This is a genomic window from Acinetobacter sp. YH12021, assembly GCF_013420145.1.
In the GTDB taxonomy this organism is placed as follows: domain Bacteria; phylum Pseudomonadota; class Gammaproteobacteria; order Pseudomonadales; family Moraxellaceae; genus Acinetobacter; species Acinetobacter towneri.
This window is the reverse complement of sequence record NZ_VOYT01000001.1, coordinates 132,708-147,136: the sequence shown is the minus strand read 5'-3', so window position 1 is coordinate 147,136 and position 14,429 is coordinate 132,708. Positions and strand designations below refer to the sequence as shown.

The following is a 14,429-nucleotide window of genomic DNA, read 5'->3' as shown; positions in this document are numbered from 1 at the left end:
GGATTGGATATGCTGGCTTATGATGCTGATTTAGAATTATTTAGAGATAACTTTCGACGTTTTATGCAGGAGCATATTGCACCGCATTATGCTGCGTGGGAACGTGAGGGCATCATGCCGCGCAGCGTGTGGAATCTGTTAGGTGAAAATGGTTTTTTATGTATTGATGTGCCTGAAGAATATGGCGGCTATGGTGTTCCAACGCATTATTCCCTAATGTTGGTCGAAGAGTCGGCACGTGCAGGTTATAGCGCACTCTCTACAGGTATTTCCTGTCACTCTGAAATTGCTGCGCCGTACATTTTGCATATTGGTACAGAAGAACAAAAACAATACTGGCTACCTAAAATGGTGTCGGGTGAAGTAGTTGGTGCAATTGGCATGACCGAGCCAGGTGCGGGTTCAGACTTACAAGCCATGCGTACTAATGCCATTTTGCAAGAAGATCATTATGTACTGAATGGCTCTAAAACCTTTATTTCCAATGGTCAGCATGCAGACTTGGTGGTTTTGGCAGTAAAAACTGATCCGCAAGCACGTGCCAAAGGCGTGTCGCTCATGTTGGTCGATACTCACTTGGAAGGCTTTAAAAAAGGCACCAATTTGGAAAAAATTGGTTTGCATTCACAAGATACGTCAGAGCTATTCTTTGACAATGTCAAAGTGCCGAAAAATCAATTGTTAGGACAGGCAGGGCATGGTTTTGCCTATTTAATGCAAGAATTGCCACGTGAACGTACTGCGATTGCAGCTACTGCATTGGGTGCTATTCGAGGTTCAATTGATGTGACCACACAATATGTGCAAGAGCGTCAGGCGTTTGGACAAGCCATTGGTCAGTTCCAGAATACCCGTTTTGTTTTGGCACAGGCTAAAATTGATGAATTGGCAACCGCTGCTTTTTATAATCAAAACGTCGAATTGTATATGCAGGGCAAACTGGACGTCGAAACTGCAGCCGCTTTAAAAAGCTTTGCGACAGATATGCAAATGAAAATTGCCGATCAATTGCTGCAACTGTTTGGCGGTTATGGCTATATGACGGAATACCCGATTTCTCGTTTCTTTGTCGATGCGCGAATCCAGCGAATTTACGGTGGAACCAATGAAATTATGAAAGAAATTGTCGCGCGTGGTTTATTGGGGCGTTAAAACAATGCCTAAAAGTCCAATTGAATAAAGATCAAGGATCATCTCCAGAGTCAGCCCAGTGCTGGCTCTTTTTTTATGAATTTGATCAGACTTAAAAGCAATGAGCTGATTGATAATTACACTTAAAAATAAAATTACACCGCTTAGAATTAGAGATGCAAAAAAGAAAAGCATAGTTGCCCAGTTTTAAGCGGTACGTTGTGCAAAGTTGCGGCTTAAATGTATAGATTGGTGATGCTTTGATCAACTGTATGTTTTTAAATCTGAAACACTGAAAGTTGTATTGCGCAACATTTGAAAGCTAACTATTGTTATACTATTTGCAAAATGTTTATGAAGGGCGACATAACAATGATCCAAGACGATCAGAACACAACGACTTCTCTTGATCTCGCTAAAATCCGTGAAGATATTGACTCTGTAGATCAACAGATTCAGCAGCTGATTAACCGTCGAGCACGACTTGCTGAAGCGGTGGCGAAAGCAAAATTTGCAGCAGAAGAGAGCCCGTTGTTTTACCGTCCTGAACGTGAGGCGCAAGTTTTACGTAATGTTATGGAACGCAACGAAGGGCCGTTGTCTGATGTGACCATGGCACGTTTATTCCGTGAAATTATGTCGGCATGTTTGGCACTTGAAGCGCCACAAAGTATTGCGTTTTTAGGGCCAATTGGTACTTATACGCATTCCGCAGTACTTAAACATTTTGGTCAAGATGCGATTGTGCGTCCTTTGCCTACTATTGATGAAGTTTTCCGTGAAGTAGAAGCAGGCAGTGCACACTATGGTTTAGTACCTGTCGAAAACTCATCTGAAGGTGTGGTGAACCATACTTTAGATTGCTTTAAATCATCGCCATTAAATGTGATTGGTGAAGTAGAATTGCGTATTCATCACCAATTCCTTGTGTCAGAAAACACTCGTAAAGACAGCATTAAACAAATTTATGCGCATCAGCAAACTTTGGCACAATGCCGTAAATGGTTAGATGTGCATTATCCGGGTGTAGAACGTGTGGCACTCAGCTCCAATGCAGAAGCAGCGCGCCGTATTCGTAATGAATGGCATTCTGCTGCAATTGCTTCTGAAATTGCGGCCAATATTTACGAACTTGAAATTTTACATAGCAATATTGAAGATAACCCAGAAAATACCACACGTTTCTTGGTGATTGGTCGTGAGAAAGTTCCACCAAGTGGCAATGATAAAACTTCATTGTTGGTGTCTGCACATGACCGCGCAGGGGCATTGCTTGAGATTCTTGCACCATTTGCGAAGCACAATATTAGCTTGACCAGTATTGAAACACGTCCTGCCTTGCCTGAAAAATGGGCCTATGTATTCTTCATTGACCTAGAAGGGCATGTCGAGCAAGACAATGTCCGTGCAGCGATTGAAGAAATCCGTCCATTGGTGAAAGAAATTCGTGTCTTGGGTTCTTATCCTGCTGCCGTGTTGTAATCGTATTTAATTCAGTGGTGTGCATGTTTGTCATGCGCGCCACATTCACCACCTAGTCAACTGGAAGTGTAAAATGTCGTTTGTCCCAGCCAATGAAGGCATCTCGAAGTTAAAGCCTTATCAACCAGGTAAACCAATCAGTGAACTTGAGCGTGAGTTGGGGATTACAGATATCGTCAAACTTGCTTCAAATGAAAACCCATTGGGCTGTTCAGACAAAGTCAAAGAAGCCGTTGCAGCAGAAATTGCTGAAATTGGTCGCTATCCAGATGGTGGTGGTTTTATTTTAAAAGACCAAATTCAAAAACAATTTGGCTTTGCGCATGACCGTATTACTTTGGGCAATGGTTCAAACGATTTGCTAGAAATGTTTGCTCGCGCATTCGTTTCAGATCAAGATTCAGTGTTGTATAGCCAACACGCCTTTGCAGTATATGCTTTGGTGACGCAAGCGATTAATGCTCAAGCGATTGAAGTGCCTGCCAAAGGTTTTTCACATGACTTGGATGCTATGGCGGCAGCAATTCAAGACAACACCAAGTTAATCTTTATTGCCAACCCAAATAACCCAACAGGCACATGGTTTGAAGAGGCTGAATTTGAAGCCTTTATGCAAAAAGTTCCTGCACGGGTGATTGTGGTATTAGATGAAGCCTATGTGGAATATTTTCCAGAGAACTTCAATAGCCTTAAATTCCTTGAGCAATATCCAAACTTAATCGTGAGCCGTACTTTATCTAAGTGCTATGGTTTGGCGGCGCTGCGCGTTGGTTTTGCTTTAGCTTCTGCAGAAGTGACCGATTATTTAAACCGTATTCGTCAACCATTTAACGTCAATCACTTGGCAATGGTGGCTGCGGTTGCGGCATTAAAAGACGAAGATTTTATCGAAAAATCACGTATTGCCAACAAAGCAGGCATGGCGCAATTGGAAGCAGGCTTTAAAGCATTGGGTCTGAATTATGTGCCTTCACGTGCTAACTTTATTTTGGTAGATGTAGAAGCCGATCCGGGTCAAACTTTTAATGCCTTATTGAAAGAAGGTGTAATTGTACGTCCTGTGGGTATTACGACCCATTTACGTGTTTCAATTGGCACAGAAGCAGAAAATGCCAAGTTCCTGCGTGCATTAGCCAAAGTATTGGGCAAGGAAGCGAAGGCATAAAACATGGCGCAACCATTGTTTGAAAAAGTTGCATTTATCGGACTCGGGCTAATAGGCTCGAGTTTGGCACGTGTAATGCTGGCAGAAAACTTAAGTCGGCATATTGTGGCATCGACCCGTTCTGAAAAAACGCTGCAAGATGCTTTGGAATTAGGATTAATTGAACAAGGCTTTAACAATCCTGTAGATGCGGTACAAGGCGCAGATTTAGTGGTGTTGGCGCTACCTGTGCAAGCCACAGAAAAAGTCTTGCGATTAATTCAGCCACATTTGGCAGATAATGTAATTCTGACCGATGTAGGCAGCACCAAAGGCAGTGTCGTGGCTGCAGCCAAAGCGGTTTTTGGAGAACATTTACCTGCAGGTTTTGTACCCGGGCATCCAATTGCTGGGGCAGAGCATACAGGCGTGCATGCAGGCAAGGTTGATTTATTTGCCAATCACAAAGTCATTTTGACACCATTGCCAAGCAGTGCGCCGTGGGCAGTCAATAAACTGATTCAAATGTGGGAAAGCGCCAAAGCCGAAGTAATTTGCATGGATGTGGAAAAACATGATGAGGTATTGGCGTATACCAGTCATCTTCCACATTTAATGGCCTTTAATTTGGTCGAACAATTGGCAAATCGGGAAGATAATTTAGACATTTTCCGCTATGCTGCAGGTGGCTTTCGTGACTTCTCACGTATTGCTGCCAGCGATCCACAAATGTGGCATGACATTTTCTTGGCCAATAAAACTGCATTGTTAAAAGCGGTGGATGGCTTTGAAAGTCAACTCGCGATTATTCGCCAACTGATTGAACAAGAAGACTCGCATGCTTTAATGGGCTTGCTTGGACATGCACAAGCGGCACGACAGCATTTTAATCATATGCTCGCCAAGAAACCTTTTATGGAGAACAATAACGTGACACAACAATTTACGATTTTGCCAGGTGCTAAGACTTTCCAAGGTAAATTTACCGTACCGGGTGACAAATCTGTGTCACATCGTTCAATTATGTTTGGTGCAATTGCCGAAGGCACTACGCATGTGACAGGTTTCCTTGAAGGTGAAGATGCATTGGCGACTTTGCAAGCATTTCGTGATATGGGTGTGAGCATTGAAGGCCCTAAAAATGGTGAAGTCACCATTCATGGCGTAGGCATGCAAGGTTTAAAAGCACCTGCAAGCGCAATTTATATGGGCAACTCAGGCACGTCTATGCGTTTGTTGGCAGGCATGTTATCTGCACAGCAGTTTGATTCTGTTATGACAGGTGATGCGTCATTGACCAAGCGTCCAATGGAACGTATTGCTAAACCATTGCGTGAAATGGGTGCACAAATTCAAACGACGGGTGAACGTGGCACACCGCCAGTATCGATTACAGGTGCGCAAGCGTTAAAAGGCATTCACTATGATTTGCCAATGGCATCTGCACAGGTGAAATCAGGTATTTTATTGGCAGGGCTTTGGGCAGAAGGTGAAACTTCAGTGACTGAGCCTGAACCAACGCGTGACCATACCGAACGTATGTTACGTGCATTTGGTTATGAAGTGAAAACTGAAGGTAACCGTATTTCATTGCAAGGCGGCGGTAAATTGGTGGGTACAGATATTCAAGTACCTTCTGATATTTCATCTGCGGCATTCTTCATGGTGGGTGCAGCCATTACAGAAAATTCAGATGTAACCTTAGAAGCGGTGGGCATTAACCCAACCCGTACAGGTGTGATTGAAATTCTGAAACAAATGGGTGCAGACCTGAGCGTGGAAAATGAACGTATTGCAGGCGGTGAACCAATTGCAGATATTCGTATTCGTGGTTCACGTACTTTAAAAGGGATTCATGTTCCTGAAGATCAAGTGCCATTGGCGATTGATGAATTTCCTGCATTGTTCATTGCTGCAGCTTGTGCTGAAGGTCAAACTGTACTGACAGGTGCTGCAGAATTGCGCGTAAAAGAATCAGACCGTATTCAAGTGATGGCAGATGGTTTAAAAACCATGGGCATTGACTGCACACCAACTGACGATGGCATCATCATTCAGGGTAAAGGCAAAGCAGGCGACTGGTCAGCGATATTTACAGGCGGCGAGATTGAATCACATCATGACCATCGTATCGCCATGAGTTTCTCTATGGCAGGCTTGCGTACTTCTGGTGAAATTAAAATTGTAGGTACAGAAACAGTAGCAACAAGTTTCCCTACCTTTACTGAGCTTGCAGGTGTGGCAGGTCTGAATATTCAAGTGACAGAATAAGCCAAAACGATAGGGGCTGCGATGAAGAGTCGCAAAGCCTAGACTTTATGCTGAAACAGCCAAGCTTTTGCTTGGCTGTTTGCGTTTTATTGCTTATGCTAAACCCATACAAGAAAAAAGCCTTTGGGTTCGAGCATGCGCAAATTAAAATTTATGGCGAATTGTGAAAATAAACAAGAGTTACAAGATTGCACTCTGGCACAGAATTATGTGGCGAATTTACTTTCACAAAACTTATCTCATTATGGCTTTCAAACGTTGCCGCAGAGTGGTGCACAAGTCGCTGTAAGTGTAGATCAACATGCGCTGCCTTTGGCAGTAAACTGTCAAAGCCGTGGTGAAGATGGGCATCTTGTTTGTGAAATTACTTCATACCCAAATGAGGAACAAGACTGGCTAGAACGAATTACCGAGCAAAGTTTATTAAATCAATTGGCGCAAGCGGTAGAAAATACTCTGAAAGAAGACCAATCTTTTAGTGAGTTTGAATGGAAAGGTTAAACCAAGCTGCAAAGACGTTGGATGTTTAAAATTTATACTTGATTTTTAAATTAAAAATAGGGTCTGTTGACATTTCATAAAGGCAGCCACAGATAAATACAAGCTAAGGCAACTGCGCTTCGAAAGTTTCGCTTTAGTTTATCAAACCGTGTAGCAATTCCTCGGAATTGCTACAAACGGCAAAAAGCATTCTCAACTAAGTGTCTGATTTTATATAAATACCAGTCCATATGATCATTACTTGATTTCGTGTTTGATTTCTTCGGTATATTCGCTTTAGCACTTTAATTTTTAATCTGCTCTCTTAATATTTCAGAATCATAGCCTTTATCCATACAGACTATTTCAGTGTCAGTTAAATCTAATTGTTCGACTAAAATAGGGGCAACTTTGACATCATGGGTGGTTCCATCTGAAATAATAAATTCGATCGGGTTACCGTGAGAGTCAATAGCTAAGTGAATTTTAGAACTATTACCCCCAACACTTTTTGAAATATCCTGATTAGGGATTTCTGCTGAATGTTGGTGTGCTCTAACATGAGTAGCATCAATAAATATCCATTCACGATCAGCGTTCTCTGAGAATATTTTAAATATTTTCATTATCTTATCTTTATTAGACCAGCGATTGTACTTTTTAAAAATTGAGTTTGGATTACCAAAAACCTCGGGTAAATCTCTCGAAGGGCATCCTGTTCTAATACGATATAGGATTGCCTCAAAAAAATTTCTCAAATTTGATTTGAGATAAATATTAAAATTGCGAGAATAGCTTTTAACTTAGACCAGTGTTGATCATTCAACATTGTACGAGGTATAGCGAGTAGTGAATTTGGTTTGGCGATTGAATTTTACTATCTCGCTATTTTTTTATACAGCAAATGTCAACAGATCCTATTCATTTTTTAATTGAAATGTCATCTAAATGACACATCGCAACCGTATATTAAGCAGCAAGAACAATACAACAAAATAATTTTTATTTAACCCGCTTAATTTGGGAGAGTTAAGTGGGTTTTTTATTGCCTAGAGAAATGTTGCAAGTACTATAAAAAAAATAAGCTCAACTGATCAGAGTGAATCAATGTTTTTTTAAAGCAGACACTGAAATAAAAGCACCTCAGCCTCCACGTTGGATTGATCTAAGAGATCATCTTCTAGCAATACAACGCAACGTGTTTTTCCGATAGGGTTAAACAAAAACACGCATTGGAGTTTGTTGAAAGCTGCTGCTATAGTGAGCGCAGTATTTTTTATTTAGGTGGTTTATGCTCGCTTTAATTTCTCCAGCCAAGACTTTAGATTATGAAACTGCATTACCAAGCGATGAATATACTCAACCTAGATTACTTGAACATTCACAAGAGTTAATTGATGTAGCGCGTAAACTTTCTGCTACTGAACTTGCCAGTTTAATGAGTGTGAGTGAAAAAATTGCCACTTTAAATGTCGAGCGTTTTCGTGACTGGCAAGCAGAATTTGATCTTGCCAATGCGCGTCAGGCCATGTTTGCTTTTAAAGGTGATGTGTACACAGGCTTAGATGCTTATAGTTTGTCTGCTGCAGATATTGAGTTTGCTCAACAACACCTGCGTATGCTTTCTGGCTTATATGGCTTATTGCGTCCTTTAGATTTAATGATGCCGTATCGTTTGGAAATGGGCACTAAGTTGCATAATGCGCGCGGTGAAAATTTGTATCGTTTCTGGGGCGATATCATCACCAATTTAATTAACCAAGATTTAAAACATAACCAGTCGGCATTATTAGTTAATCTAGCTTCCGATGAATATTATAAGTCGGTGCAGGAAGCAAAAATTCAGGCTGAAATTATTAAACCTGTATTTTTAGATCAGAAAAATGGTAAATATAAAGTCATCAGTTTTTATGCCAAAAAAGCCCGTGGTTTGATGGCACGTTTTATCATCGAGAATAAATTAGAACGCGCAGAAGACTTAAAAGCATTCAATAGTGAAGGTTATTATTTCGATGCAGACAGTTCTTTAAAAGGCGAATTGGTCTTTAAACGTGACGAGCAAGCCGCCTAACTGTCGGTTTAATCGTTGAATCTCCCATCATGCTAACCTATGGCAGATGGGGGCGAGACTGACCAATCTCCTGTTTGTACTCTTAAAGCTGTTTAAAGGCTTCTATGGCACGTAATCGGCTAAGTTTTAAATCTACAATTGGATGCGGATAATCCAGTTTTAGATTTGGATTTTTCGCATATGGTTCATGAATATTTTTGGCATCTAAATGAGCCAGTTTAGGTAGCCATGTGCGAATATAATCACCATTGGGGTCAAACTTTTGTGATTGGCTCACAGGGTTGAAAATCCTAAAATAGGGCACTGCATCTGTACCAGTCGAGGCACACCATTGCCAGCCACCGTTATTGGCAGCCAAATCACCATCAATTAAATGTTGCATAAACCACTGTTCGCCCAAGCGCCAGTCAATTAACAGGTTTTTGCACAGAAACATTGCGCAAATCATTCTGACTCGATTATGCATCCAGCCCGTTTGCAAAAGTTGTTGCATGCCTGCATCCACAATGGGGATGCCTGTTTTTCCTTGTTGCCATGCTGCTAAACCTGCAGGATCATTTCGCCACGCCACCTGTGCGGTCTGATCTTTAAAAGGGCGGTGCTTTGAAACTTTTGGATAATCAAACAAAATATGTTGATAAAACTCACGCCACAGTAATTCATCTAACCAAGTTTGTTGCCCTGTATTTTCAAGATGAAAATGTCCTTGTGAATGCGCAAAAACCGCAGCCAGACATTGCCGAATGGAGAGAATGCCACAGTTTAAATACGCAGATAATTGGCTGGTACCAGACAACGCTGGAAAATCACGCTGTTGCTGATAATCTTGCATTTGTTCACGTGTAAAATCATCCAACAATTGCTGTGCATGTTGTTCCGTGACTGCCCATAAATTTTGTTGTGCCGTTGGAAGTGGGTCGAAACCTAAGTGTTCTAAACTTGGTACAGTAGAGAGATATTGTTCAGGAAGTTGAATCGACGTTTGAGCTTGTGGCAGAGGAAAGCAACGCGGAATACTGACACTCAACTGTTGATAGGCATACTTTTTAAATGCACTGAATACCTGATAAGGTTTCATGCTCTGATTGCGCACCGTACCCACAGGAAAAAGCGTACGGTCATGGTACAAAATCAAGTCCTGACCGTGTTGGTTTAAGGTTTGTTGAACTTCAAGATCACGTTTTAGTTCATTCACTCCTAATTCAATATTGGCATAAATATTTTGAATCGGATGAGAGTCCTTCAATGTTTGGCATAGTTGGAGCAGTGTTTGTGCAATGTCAGTCCAAGATGGTGTAATTTGAACAATCAGTGGGATATTGAGTTGTGCGAGTTCTTCTTTTAGCGCATTTAATTGACGCAAATAAAAGTCAATTTTAATGGGCGCATCGTGATGCAAACGATATTGCTGAGGCGAAAGAATCACTACGCCAATACAAGCTCCTACTTGGCTAGCATGCCAAAGCGCGGTGTGATCTGAAATTCTTAAATCTTGTCGGAACCAAACTAAATTATAGCTTTGCATGGGAAGAATGCTTGAGGTGAGCGCTGGAAAAGTGATTTCATTATAAGCATGGCTGGGTCGCATTGTCTTAAATGTGAAGGATTTATTTGACCAATAAAACAACAATGTGCTGTGTTGATTTTTCCTGTAACGATCTTTCCGCAATAGCCTGCCTGAAAGGATCTTTCAGTAATGTGCTTATCCTAAATTTTAGAATGGCAAACAAAAAAGCAAAGTAAAAATACTTTGCCTTTTGCTTCGATCAATACTGATCTTAGTGGTGATGACCACCCGCACCGTGTACGTGACCGTGATCTAATTCTTCTTGAGAAGCTTCACGGATTTCAATGATTTCAACTTCAAACGTTAAATCTTGACCAGCAAGTGGGAAGTTTGCATCAACAATTACGTTGTCGCCTTCAACTGCTTTTACAGTTACGATTTGAACGCCATCATCAGTTTGCGCTTGGAATTGCATGCCTGCTTGGATGTTGTCTACACCTTGGAACATTTGTGCAGGAACTTCTTGTACTAAGTCTGGGTTGTATTCGCCATAACCTTCAGCTGCAGGTACGTTTACAGTAAATTTTTCACCTACTGTTTTACCTTCTAACGCTTTTTCTAAACCAGGGATGATATTACCTGCACCATGCAAATAGGCAAGTGGTTCACCTTGAGATTTGTCGAGAGTTTCACCCTCTGCGTTAGTCAATGTGTAGTGGAAAGAAACCACGAGGTCATTTGCAATAGCAGTCATGTTATTGATCCATTCAATTTTTTAAGGGTACATCATAAAGTGAAACGTGGAATTTGTTATAGACATTTCTGCAAATTCTTCACTTTTCCGAGTTTTTTATGACATTTTTTAGTTAATCGGGGCAATTTTTATAATTTCAATGCAAATTTGTGCGTCATACCTATAAATTTGCAGATTTTATTGCAGGCTCATTTTAAGCCCTTTGTATGATGTGTAGATGACAATAAAAAAGATGGGACATTGCCCATCTTGGTGATATTTAATTCTTGAGGATCATCGGCTTCTAACCGAGTGAAGTTTTCTCATCTTCTACAGGTTGATGGCTAAAGAAATTAAACAAACTGCCAAACCACATCATGATTCTTTCAAAAATATTGGCTTCAACAATGTTGACCTGTTCTTCAATTGCAAAGCTGTTAATCAATTGATTATTTTGATAAACGTGTACGGTTGCCAGTTTCATAACCTGTGCCAATGGCGCAGTCAGTAACTTTTCAGACAATTCAATATTGACATGCGTTTGTGTACGCTGTGCAGGTTCAAGTGTTTCTAATTCGCCCTGTGCATTCGTAAGTTGTAGACGTTGAGTGCTTTGATCAAACTGCGCCAAGTTAATTGCATGTGGCTGTTCATACAGTGATGTCGTTACAAACTTTGGCTGACTGCTTTCAATCTTAAACATGCGTAAGGTCGATTTCACCACAGGCAATTCTGCAATCATTTGTTTGGGTTTAATCGCGACTTCATTACGGGTATAGCTATAAGCTAAATTTAATAATTGATGTGCCACTTCAGCACGTTTTTGCGCACTCTTGGTTCCCATCACCACCACCACTAAACGACGCTCAGGTGCAGCACTATCCAATGTTGGGCGGTTTGCAGTTAAGGCAAGGTTGTAGCCTGCAGCTTTGGTGAAGCCTGTTTTTAACCCATCTACACTTGGGTCTTGTTTTAATAATATATTGGTCGCACGGTGAAAGTGCTGATTGTAGGTAAAACTAGTTTGTTTTGAATAAGCCAAATAATCGGGTGTTTCAGTCACTATCGCTTGTGCTAAACGTGCCATATCTGCCGCAGAAGAATAATGACTAGGCATAGTCACACCAGACGGATTCTGAAAATGTGTGTCTTGCATACCCAAAGCTTGCGCTTCCTGATTCATTCGGGCAATAAACTGCGGCACACCACCTGCAACACGTTCACCTAAAGTGAGTGCAGCATCGTTAGCAGACATAATAATTAAGCCTGCCAATAATTGATCTACCGAAATCTGCTCACCTGCTTTTAGATACATTTGTGATTCATCCCACATCACTTGTTCTACCACAGGTGTTGCGGTCAAAATTTCATGTCGGTCTAATTTACCTGCCTGAATATCTTTCAGCACAATATAGGCCACCATCATTTTAGTGAGTGAAGCAGGTGCACGTTGTACGTGACTATTGTGTTCTGCAATCACTTGCCCAGATTGTGGGTCTAAAATTGCCCATGCTTCGGCTTCGACACTTTCAGCTTGAATATTCAATAATGCGGCATGCGTGATTGCGCTGCAGAGCCAGCAGAGCGCCGCAATCAGATAGATAACACGTTTCAAAGAAGTTCCTTATTTACACCAATCCATTGGTGTCACAATGGTTTTAAGCAGAAAAACATAGGAGGATGCTATGCCTTTTTTGCTCAGTTGGCTAGCCATAAATGCAGACAAATCTCGTCTTGACGCATCAATTGCTAAAAAAATGTTAAGCTTGTGGTCAAGTTCTTATTTATACATTTTGTATTGCCTATTATGTTGCATTATCAAATCGAATTTGACGATTATCGTCAGCATCTTATGCATGTCACCGTGCGTTTTTTGGCTAATCCTACTCAGGTTTTATCGCTACCTACTTGGATTCCAGGCAGCTATTTAATTCGTGAATTCTCCAAACATCTTGAATCGGTACGTGCTTATGATGAAGCGGGGCGTATCCTCAAAATTCAGAAATTTGAAAAGAATAAATGGCGCTTATTTAATACCGATCATGAATTGATTACGGTGGAATATGATGTCTACGCTTATGATTTGTCGGTGCGTGGTGCATATGTCGATCAGACGCGTTTATATGTCAATCCTGCCTGTGCTTGTTTGGGCTTAGATGGACAAGAAGAAAAAGCCATTGAAGTTGAAATATTTTTACCAGATGAGCTGAAGCATTTTCAGCTTGCAACAGGTTTGACTGCAAAAAGTTTGGTAAAAGGGCGTTATACCTTAAAAGCCAAAAACTATGCCGAATTGATTGATGCACCGTTTGAATTGGCAGAACAAACTCGCTTTAGTTTTACCGCAGCAGATATTCCACATGAATTTGTGGTTTCGGGTAAACATGCAATGAATGCTGCACGTATGCAGCAAGATATTGAAAAAATCTGTGCCACACAAATTGCTATGTTTGGTTCTGCGCCATTTGCAAACTATACCTTTATGACCATGGCAACAGGCAATAGCTATGGTGGCTTAGAACATCCAAACAGTACTAGTTTAATTACACCGCGTGATGATTTGCCGAAAGCCAACGAGCCTGAACAACCTTCTAAAGATTATCAGCGCTTTTTAGGTCTGTGCAGCCATGAGTATTTTCACAGTTGGTTGGTGAAATTCATTCGTCCTGAAAATTTTGTGAATTATGACCTGAATCAGGAAGGCTATACGTCACTGTTATGGATTTTTGAAGGCTTTACGTCTTATTACGATGATCTGTTATTGCTTCGTAGTGGTGTAATTGATCAGGCGTCTTATTTGGAGCTACTTAAAGCACAAATTAATCGTTATTTGCAAAACCCGGGTCGTGCGATTCAAACGGTGGCAGAATCCAGTTTTGATGCTTGGGTCAAGTTCTATCGTCAAGATGAAAACTCGAACAATGCAGGAACCAGCTACTATAACAAAGGTTGTTTGGTGGCTTTATGTTTAGATTTGGGCTTGCGCTTACGTGGTTCAAGCTTAGATGCCTTAATGCAGAAATTGTATGCCAATGCGCAACAGGGCATGCAAGTACATGAGCGCACCATCTTTGATTTATGCAAAGAATTAACTGGGGATGATTGGTCGGAGCAAATCCACCATTTAATCAACACGACTGATGAATTGCCGCTCGATCAGTTATTGCCTGAGTTCGGGATTGATTATCAGCTAAAACAGGATAAGTCTTTGCCATTTGGTTTGAAATTGGCAGATAAACCTGAAGGGGTATTGGTACAAACTGCACATCGTCAGGGTTCAGCGGCAAAAGCGGGACTTTCTGCGCATGATGTGATTATTGCGATTGATGGTTTAAAAGCTACGGTAAAATCCCTTGAGCGATATGCCAAACAGGATGCAATTTATACTGTTCATGCTTTCCGCCGTGATGAGTTGATGACTTTTGAGCTAAATGCTGCGCAGATTGAATTGCCAGAAGTGGTATTAAATGTTACAGATCAGGCAAAAGTAGAGCAGTGGTTGAAAGGTTGATCATAAAAAATGTAAACCGATGCTTTTGCATCGGTTTACTTTTAATAAAAATATTAAGAAAGTAACTAAGTGTAATGCTTAAGAGGGACCAAGGCTTAA

At 41.0% G+C, this 14,429-nt stretch carries 10 protein-coding genes and 1 pseudogene; 7 read left to right on the top strand and 4 right to left on the bottom strand.

What is annotated here, in order from left to right:
* Positions 1 to 9 precede the first annotated feature (9 nt).
* The 5 genes from FTT91_RS00625 to FTT91_RS00605 all read left to right on the top strand — a co-directional run bounded on the left by FTT91_RS00625 (position 10) and on the right by FTT91_RS00605 (position 6,529).
* On the top strand, positions 10 to 1,152 hold the full coding sequence (locus FTT91_RS00625; RefSeq protein ID WP_131261776.1) for an acyl-CoA dehydrogenase family protein: 1,143 nt from the start codon (positions 10 to 12) through the stop codon (positions 1,150 to 1,152).
* 351 nt (positions 1,153 to 1,503) lie between these two features.
* Positions 1,504 to 2,613 (top strand): prephenate dehydratase, encoded by a 1,110-nt coding sequence (gene pheA, locus FTT91_RS00620; RefSeq protein WP_004972976.1) that lies wholly within the window; start codon positions 1,504 to 1,506, stop codon positions 2,611 to 2,613.
* A gap of 73 nt (positions 2,614 to 2,686) precedes the next feature.
* The gene (gene hisC, locus FTT91_RS00615; RefSeq protein WP_004972978.1) at positions 2,687 to 3,778 is read left to right on the top strand and encodes a histidinol-phosphate transaminase; all 1,092 of its coding nucleotides are present in this window, start codon (positions 2,687 to 2,689) and stop codon (positions 3,776 to 3,778) included.
* A 3-nt stretch (positions 3,779 to 3,781) separates the two neighbouring features.
* Entirely contained in the window at positions 3,782 to 6,028 is a 2,247-nt protein-coding gene (locus tag FTT91_RS00610) for a bifunctional prephenate dehydrogenase/3-phosphoshikimate 1-carboxyvinyltransferase (protein WP_136144523.1), read from the top strand.
* Positions 6,029 to 6,163: 135 nt separating this feature from the next.
* Positions 6,164 to 6,529 (top strand): hypothetical protein, encoded by a 366-nt coding sequence (locus tag FTT91_RS00605; protein ID WP_004972981.1) that lies wholly within the window; start codon positions 6,164 to 6,166, stop codon positions 6,527 to 6,529.
* Positions 6,530 to 6,603: 74 nt separating this feature from the next.
* On the opposite strand, the pseudogene FTT91_RS00600 reads toward FTT91_RS00605, so the two are convergent.
* Positions 6,604 to 7,349 (bottom strand): annotated as a pseudogene (locus FTT91_RS00600) (IS5 family transposase).
* 450 nt (positions 7,350 to 7,799) lie between these two features.
* Here FTT91_RS00600 and yaaA point away from each other — a divergent pair.
* Positions 7,800 to 8,579, top strand: a complete 780-nt coding sequence (gene yaaA / locus FTT91_RS00595; protein WP_004972986.1) for a peroxide stress protein YaaA — start codon at positions 7,800 to 7,802, stop codon at positions 8,577 to 8,579.
* 82 nt (positions 8,580 to 8,661) lie between these two features.
* Here yaaA and FTT91_RS00590 read toward each other — a convergent pair whose 3' ends face one another.
* From FTT91_RS00590 to FTT91_RS00580, 3 genes are all read right to left on the bottom strand, one after another.
* Entirely contained in the window at positions 8,662 to 10,104 is a 1,443-nt protein-coding gene (locus FTT91_RS00590; RefSeq protein ID WP_180168769.1) for a deoxyribodipyrimidine photo-lyase, read from the bottom strand.
* Positions 10,105 to 10,357: 253 nt separating this feature from the next.
* Positions 10,358 to 10,840: a peptidylprolyl isomerase gene (slyD, locus tag FTT91_RS00585; RefSeq protein WP_096901865.1), complete on the bottom strand. Its 483-nt coding sequence runs from the start codon at positions 10,838 to 10,840 to the stop codon at positions 10,358 to 10,360.
* A 283-nt stretch (positions 10,841 to 11,123) separates the two neighbouring features.
* Positions 11,124 to 12,434 carry a D-alanyl-D-alanine carboxypeptidase family protein gene (locus FTT91_RS00580; RefSeq protein ID WP_180168768.1) on the bottom strand — a complete coding sequence of 437 codons (1,311 nt, stop codon included), beginning with the start codon at positions 12,432 to 12,434 and terminating at the stop codon, positions 11,124 to 11,126.
* A gap of 192 nt (positions 12,435 to 12,626) precedes the next feature.
* On the opposite strand from FTT91_RS00580, the gene FTT91_RS00575 reads away from it, so the two are divergent.
* Positions 12,627 to 14,330 carry a M61 family metallopeptidase gene (locus FTT91_RS00575; protein WP_180009071.1) on the top strand — a complete coding sequence of 568 codons (1,704 nt, stop codon included), beginning with the start codon at positions 12,627 to 12,629 and terminating at the stop codon, positions 14,328 to 14,330.
* Positions 14,331 to 14,429 lie beyond the last annotated feature (99 nt).

What these genes read in the sequence shown, in the direction of transcription:
- pheA (WP_004972976.1), top strand. Translation starts at nt 1,504, where the DNA reads ATGATCCAAGACGATCAGAACACAACGACTTCTCTTGATCTCGCTAAA.
- yaaA (WP_004972986.1), top strand. Translation starts at nt 7,800, where the DNA reads ATGCTCGCTTTAATTTCTCCAGCCAAGACTTTAGATTATGAAACTGCA.
- FTT91_RS00575 (WP_180009071.1), top strand. Translation starts at nt 12,627, where the DNA reads ATGTTGCATTATCAAATCGAATTTGACGATTATCGTCAGCATCTTATG.
- FTT91_RS00590 (WP_180168769.1), bottom strand. Translation starts at nt 10,104, where the DNA reads ATGCAAAGCTATAATTTAGTTTGGTTCCGACAAGATTTAAGAATTTCA.
- FTT91_RS00610 (WP_136144523.1), top strand. Translation starts at nt 3,782, where the DNA reads ATGGCGCAACCATTGTTTGAAAAAGTTGCATTTATCGGACTCGGGCTA.
- hisC (WP_004972978.1), top strand. Translation starts at nt 2,687, where the DNA reads ATGTCGTTTGTCCCAGCCAATGAAGGCATCTCGAAGTTAAAGCCTTAT.
- FTT91_RS00625 (WP_131261776.1), top strand. Translation starts at nt 10, where the DNA reads ATGCTGGCTTATGATGCTGATTTAGAATTATTTAGAGATAACTTTCGA.
- FTT91_RS00605 (WP_004972981.1), top strand. Translation starts at nt 6,164, where the DNA reads ATGCGCAAATTAAAATTTATGGCGAATTGTGAAAATAAACAAGAGTTA.
- slyD (WP_096901865.1), bottom strand. Translation starts at nt 10,840, where the DNA reads ATGACTGCTATTGCAAATGACCTCGTGGTTTCTTTCCACTACACATTG.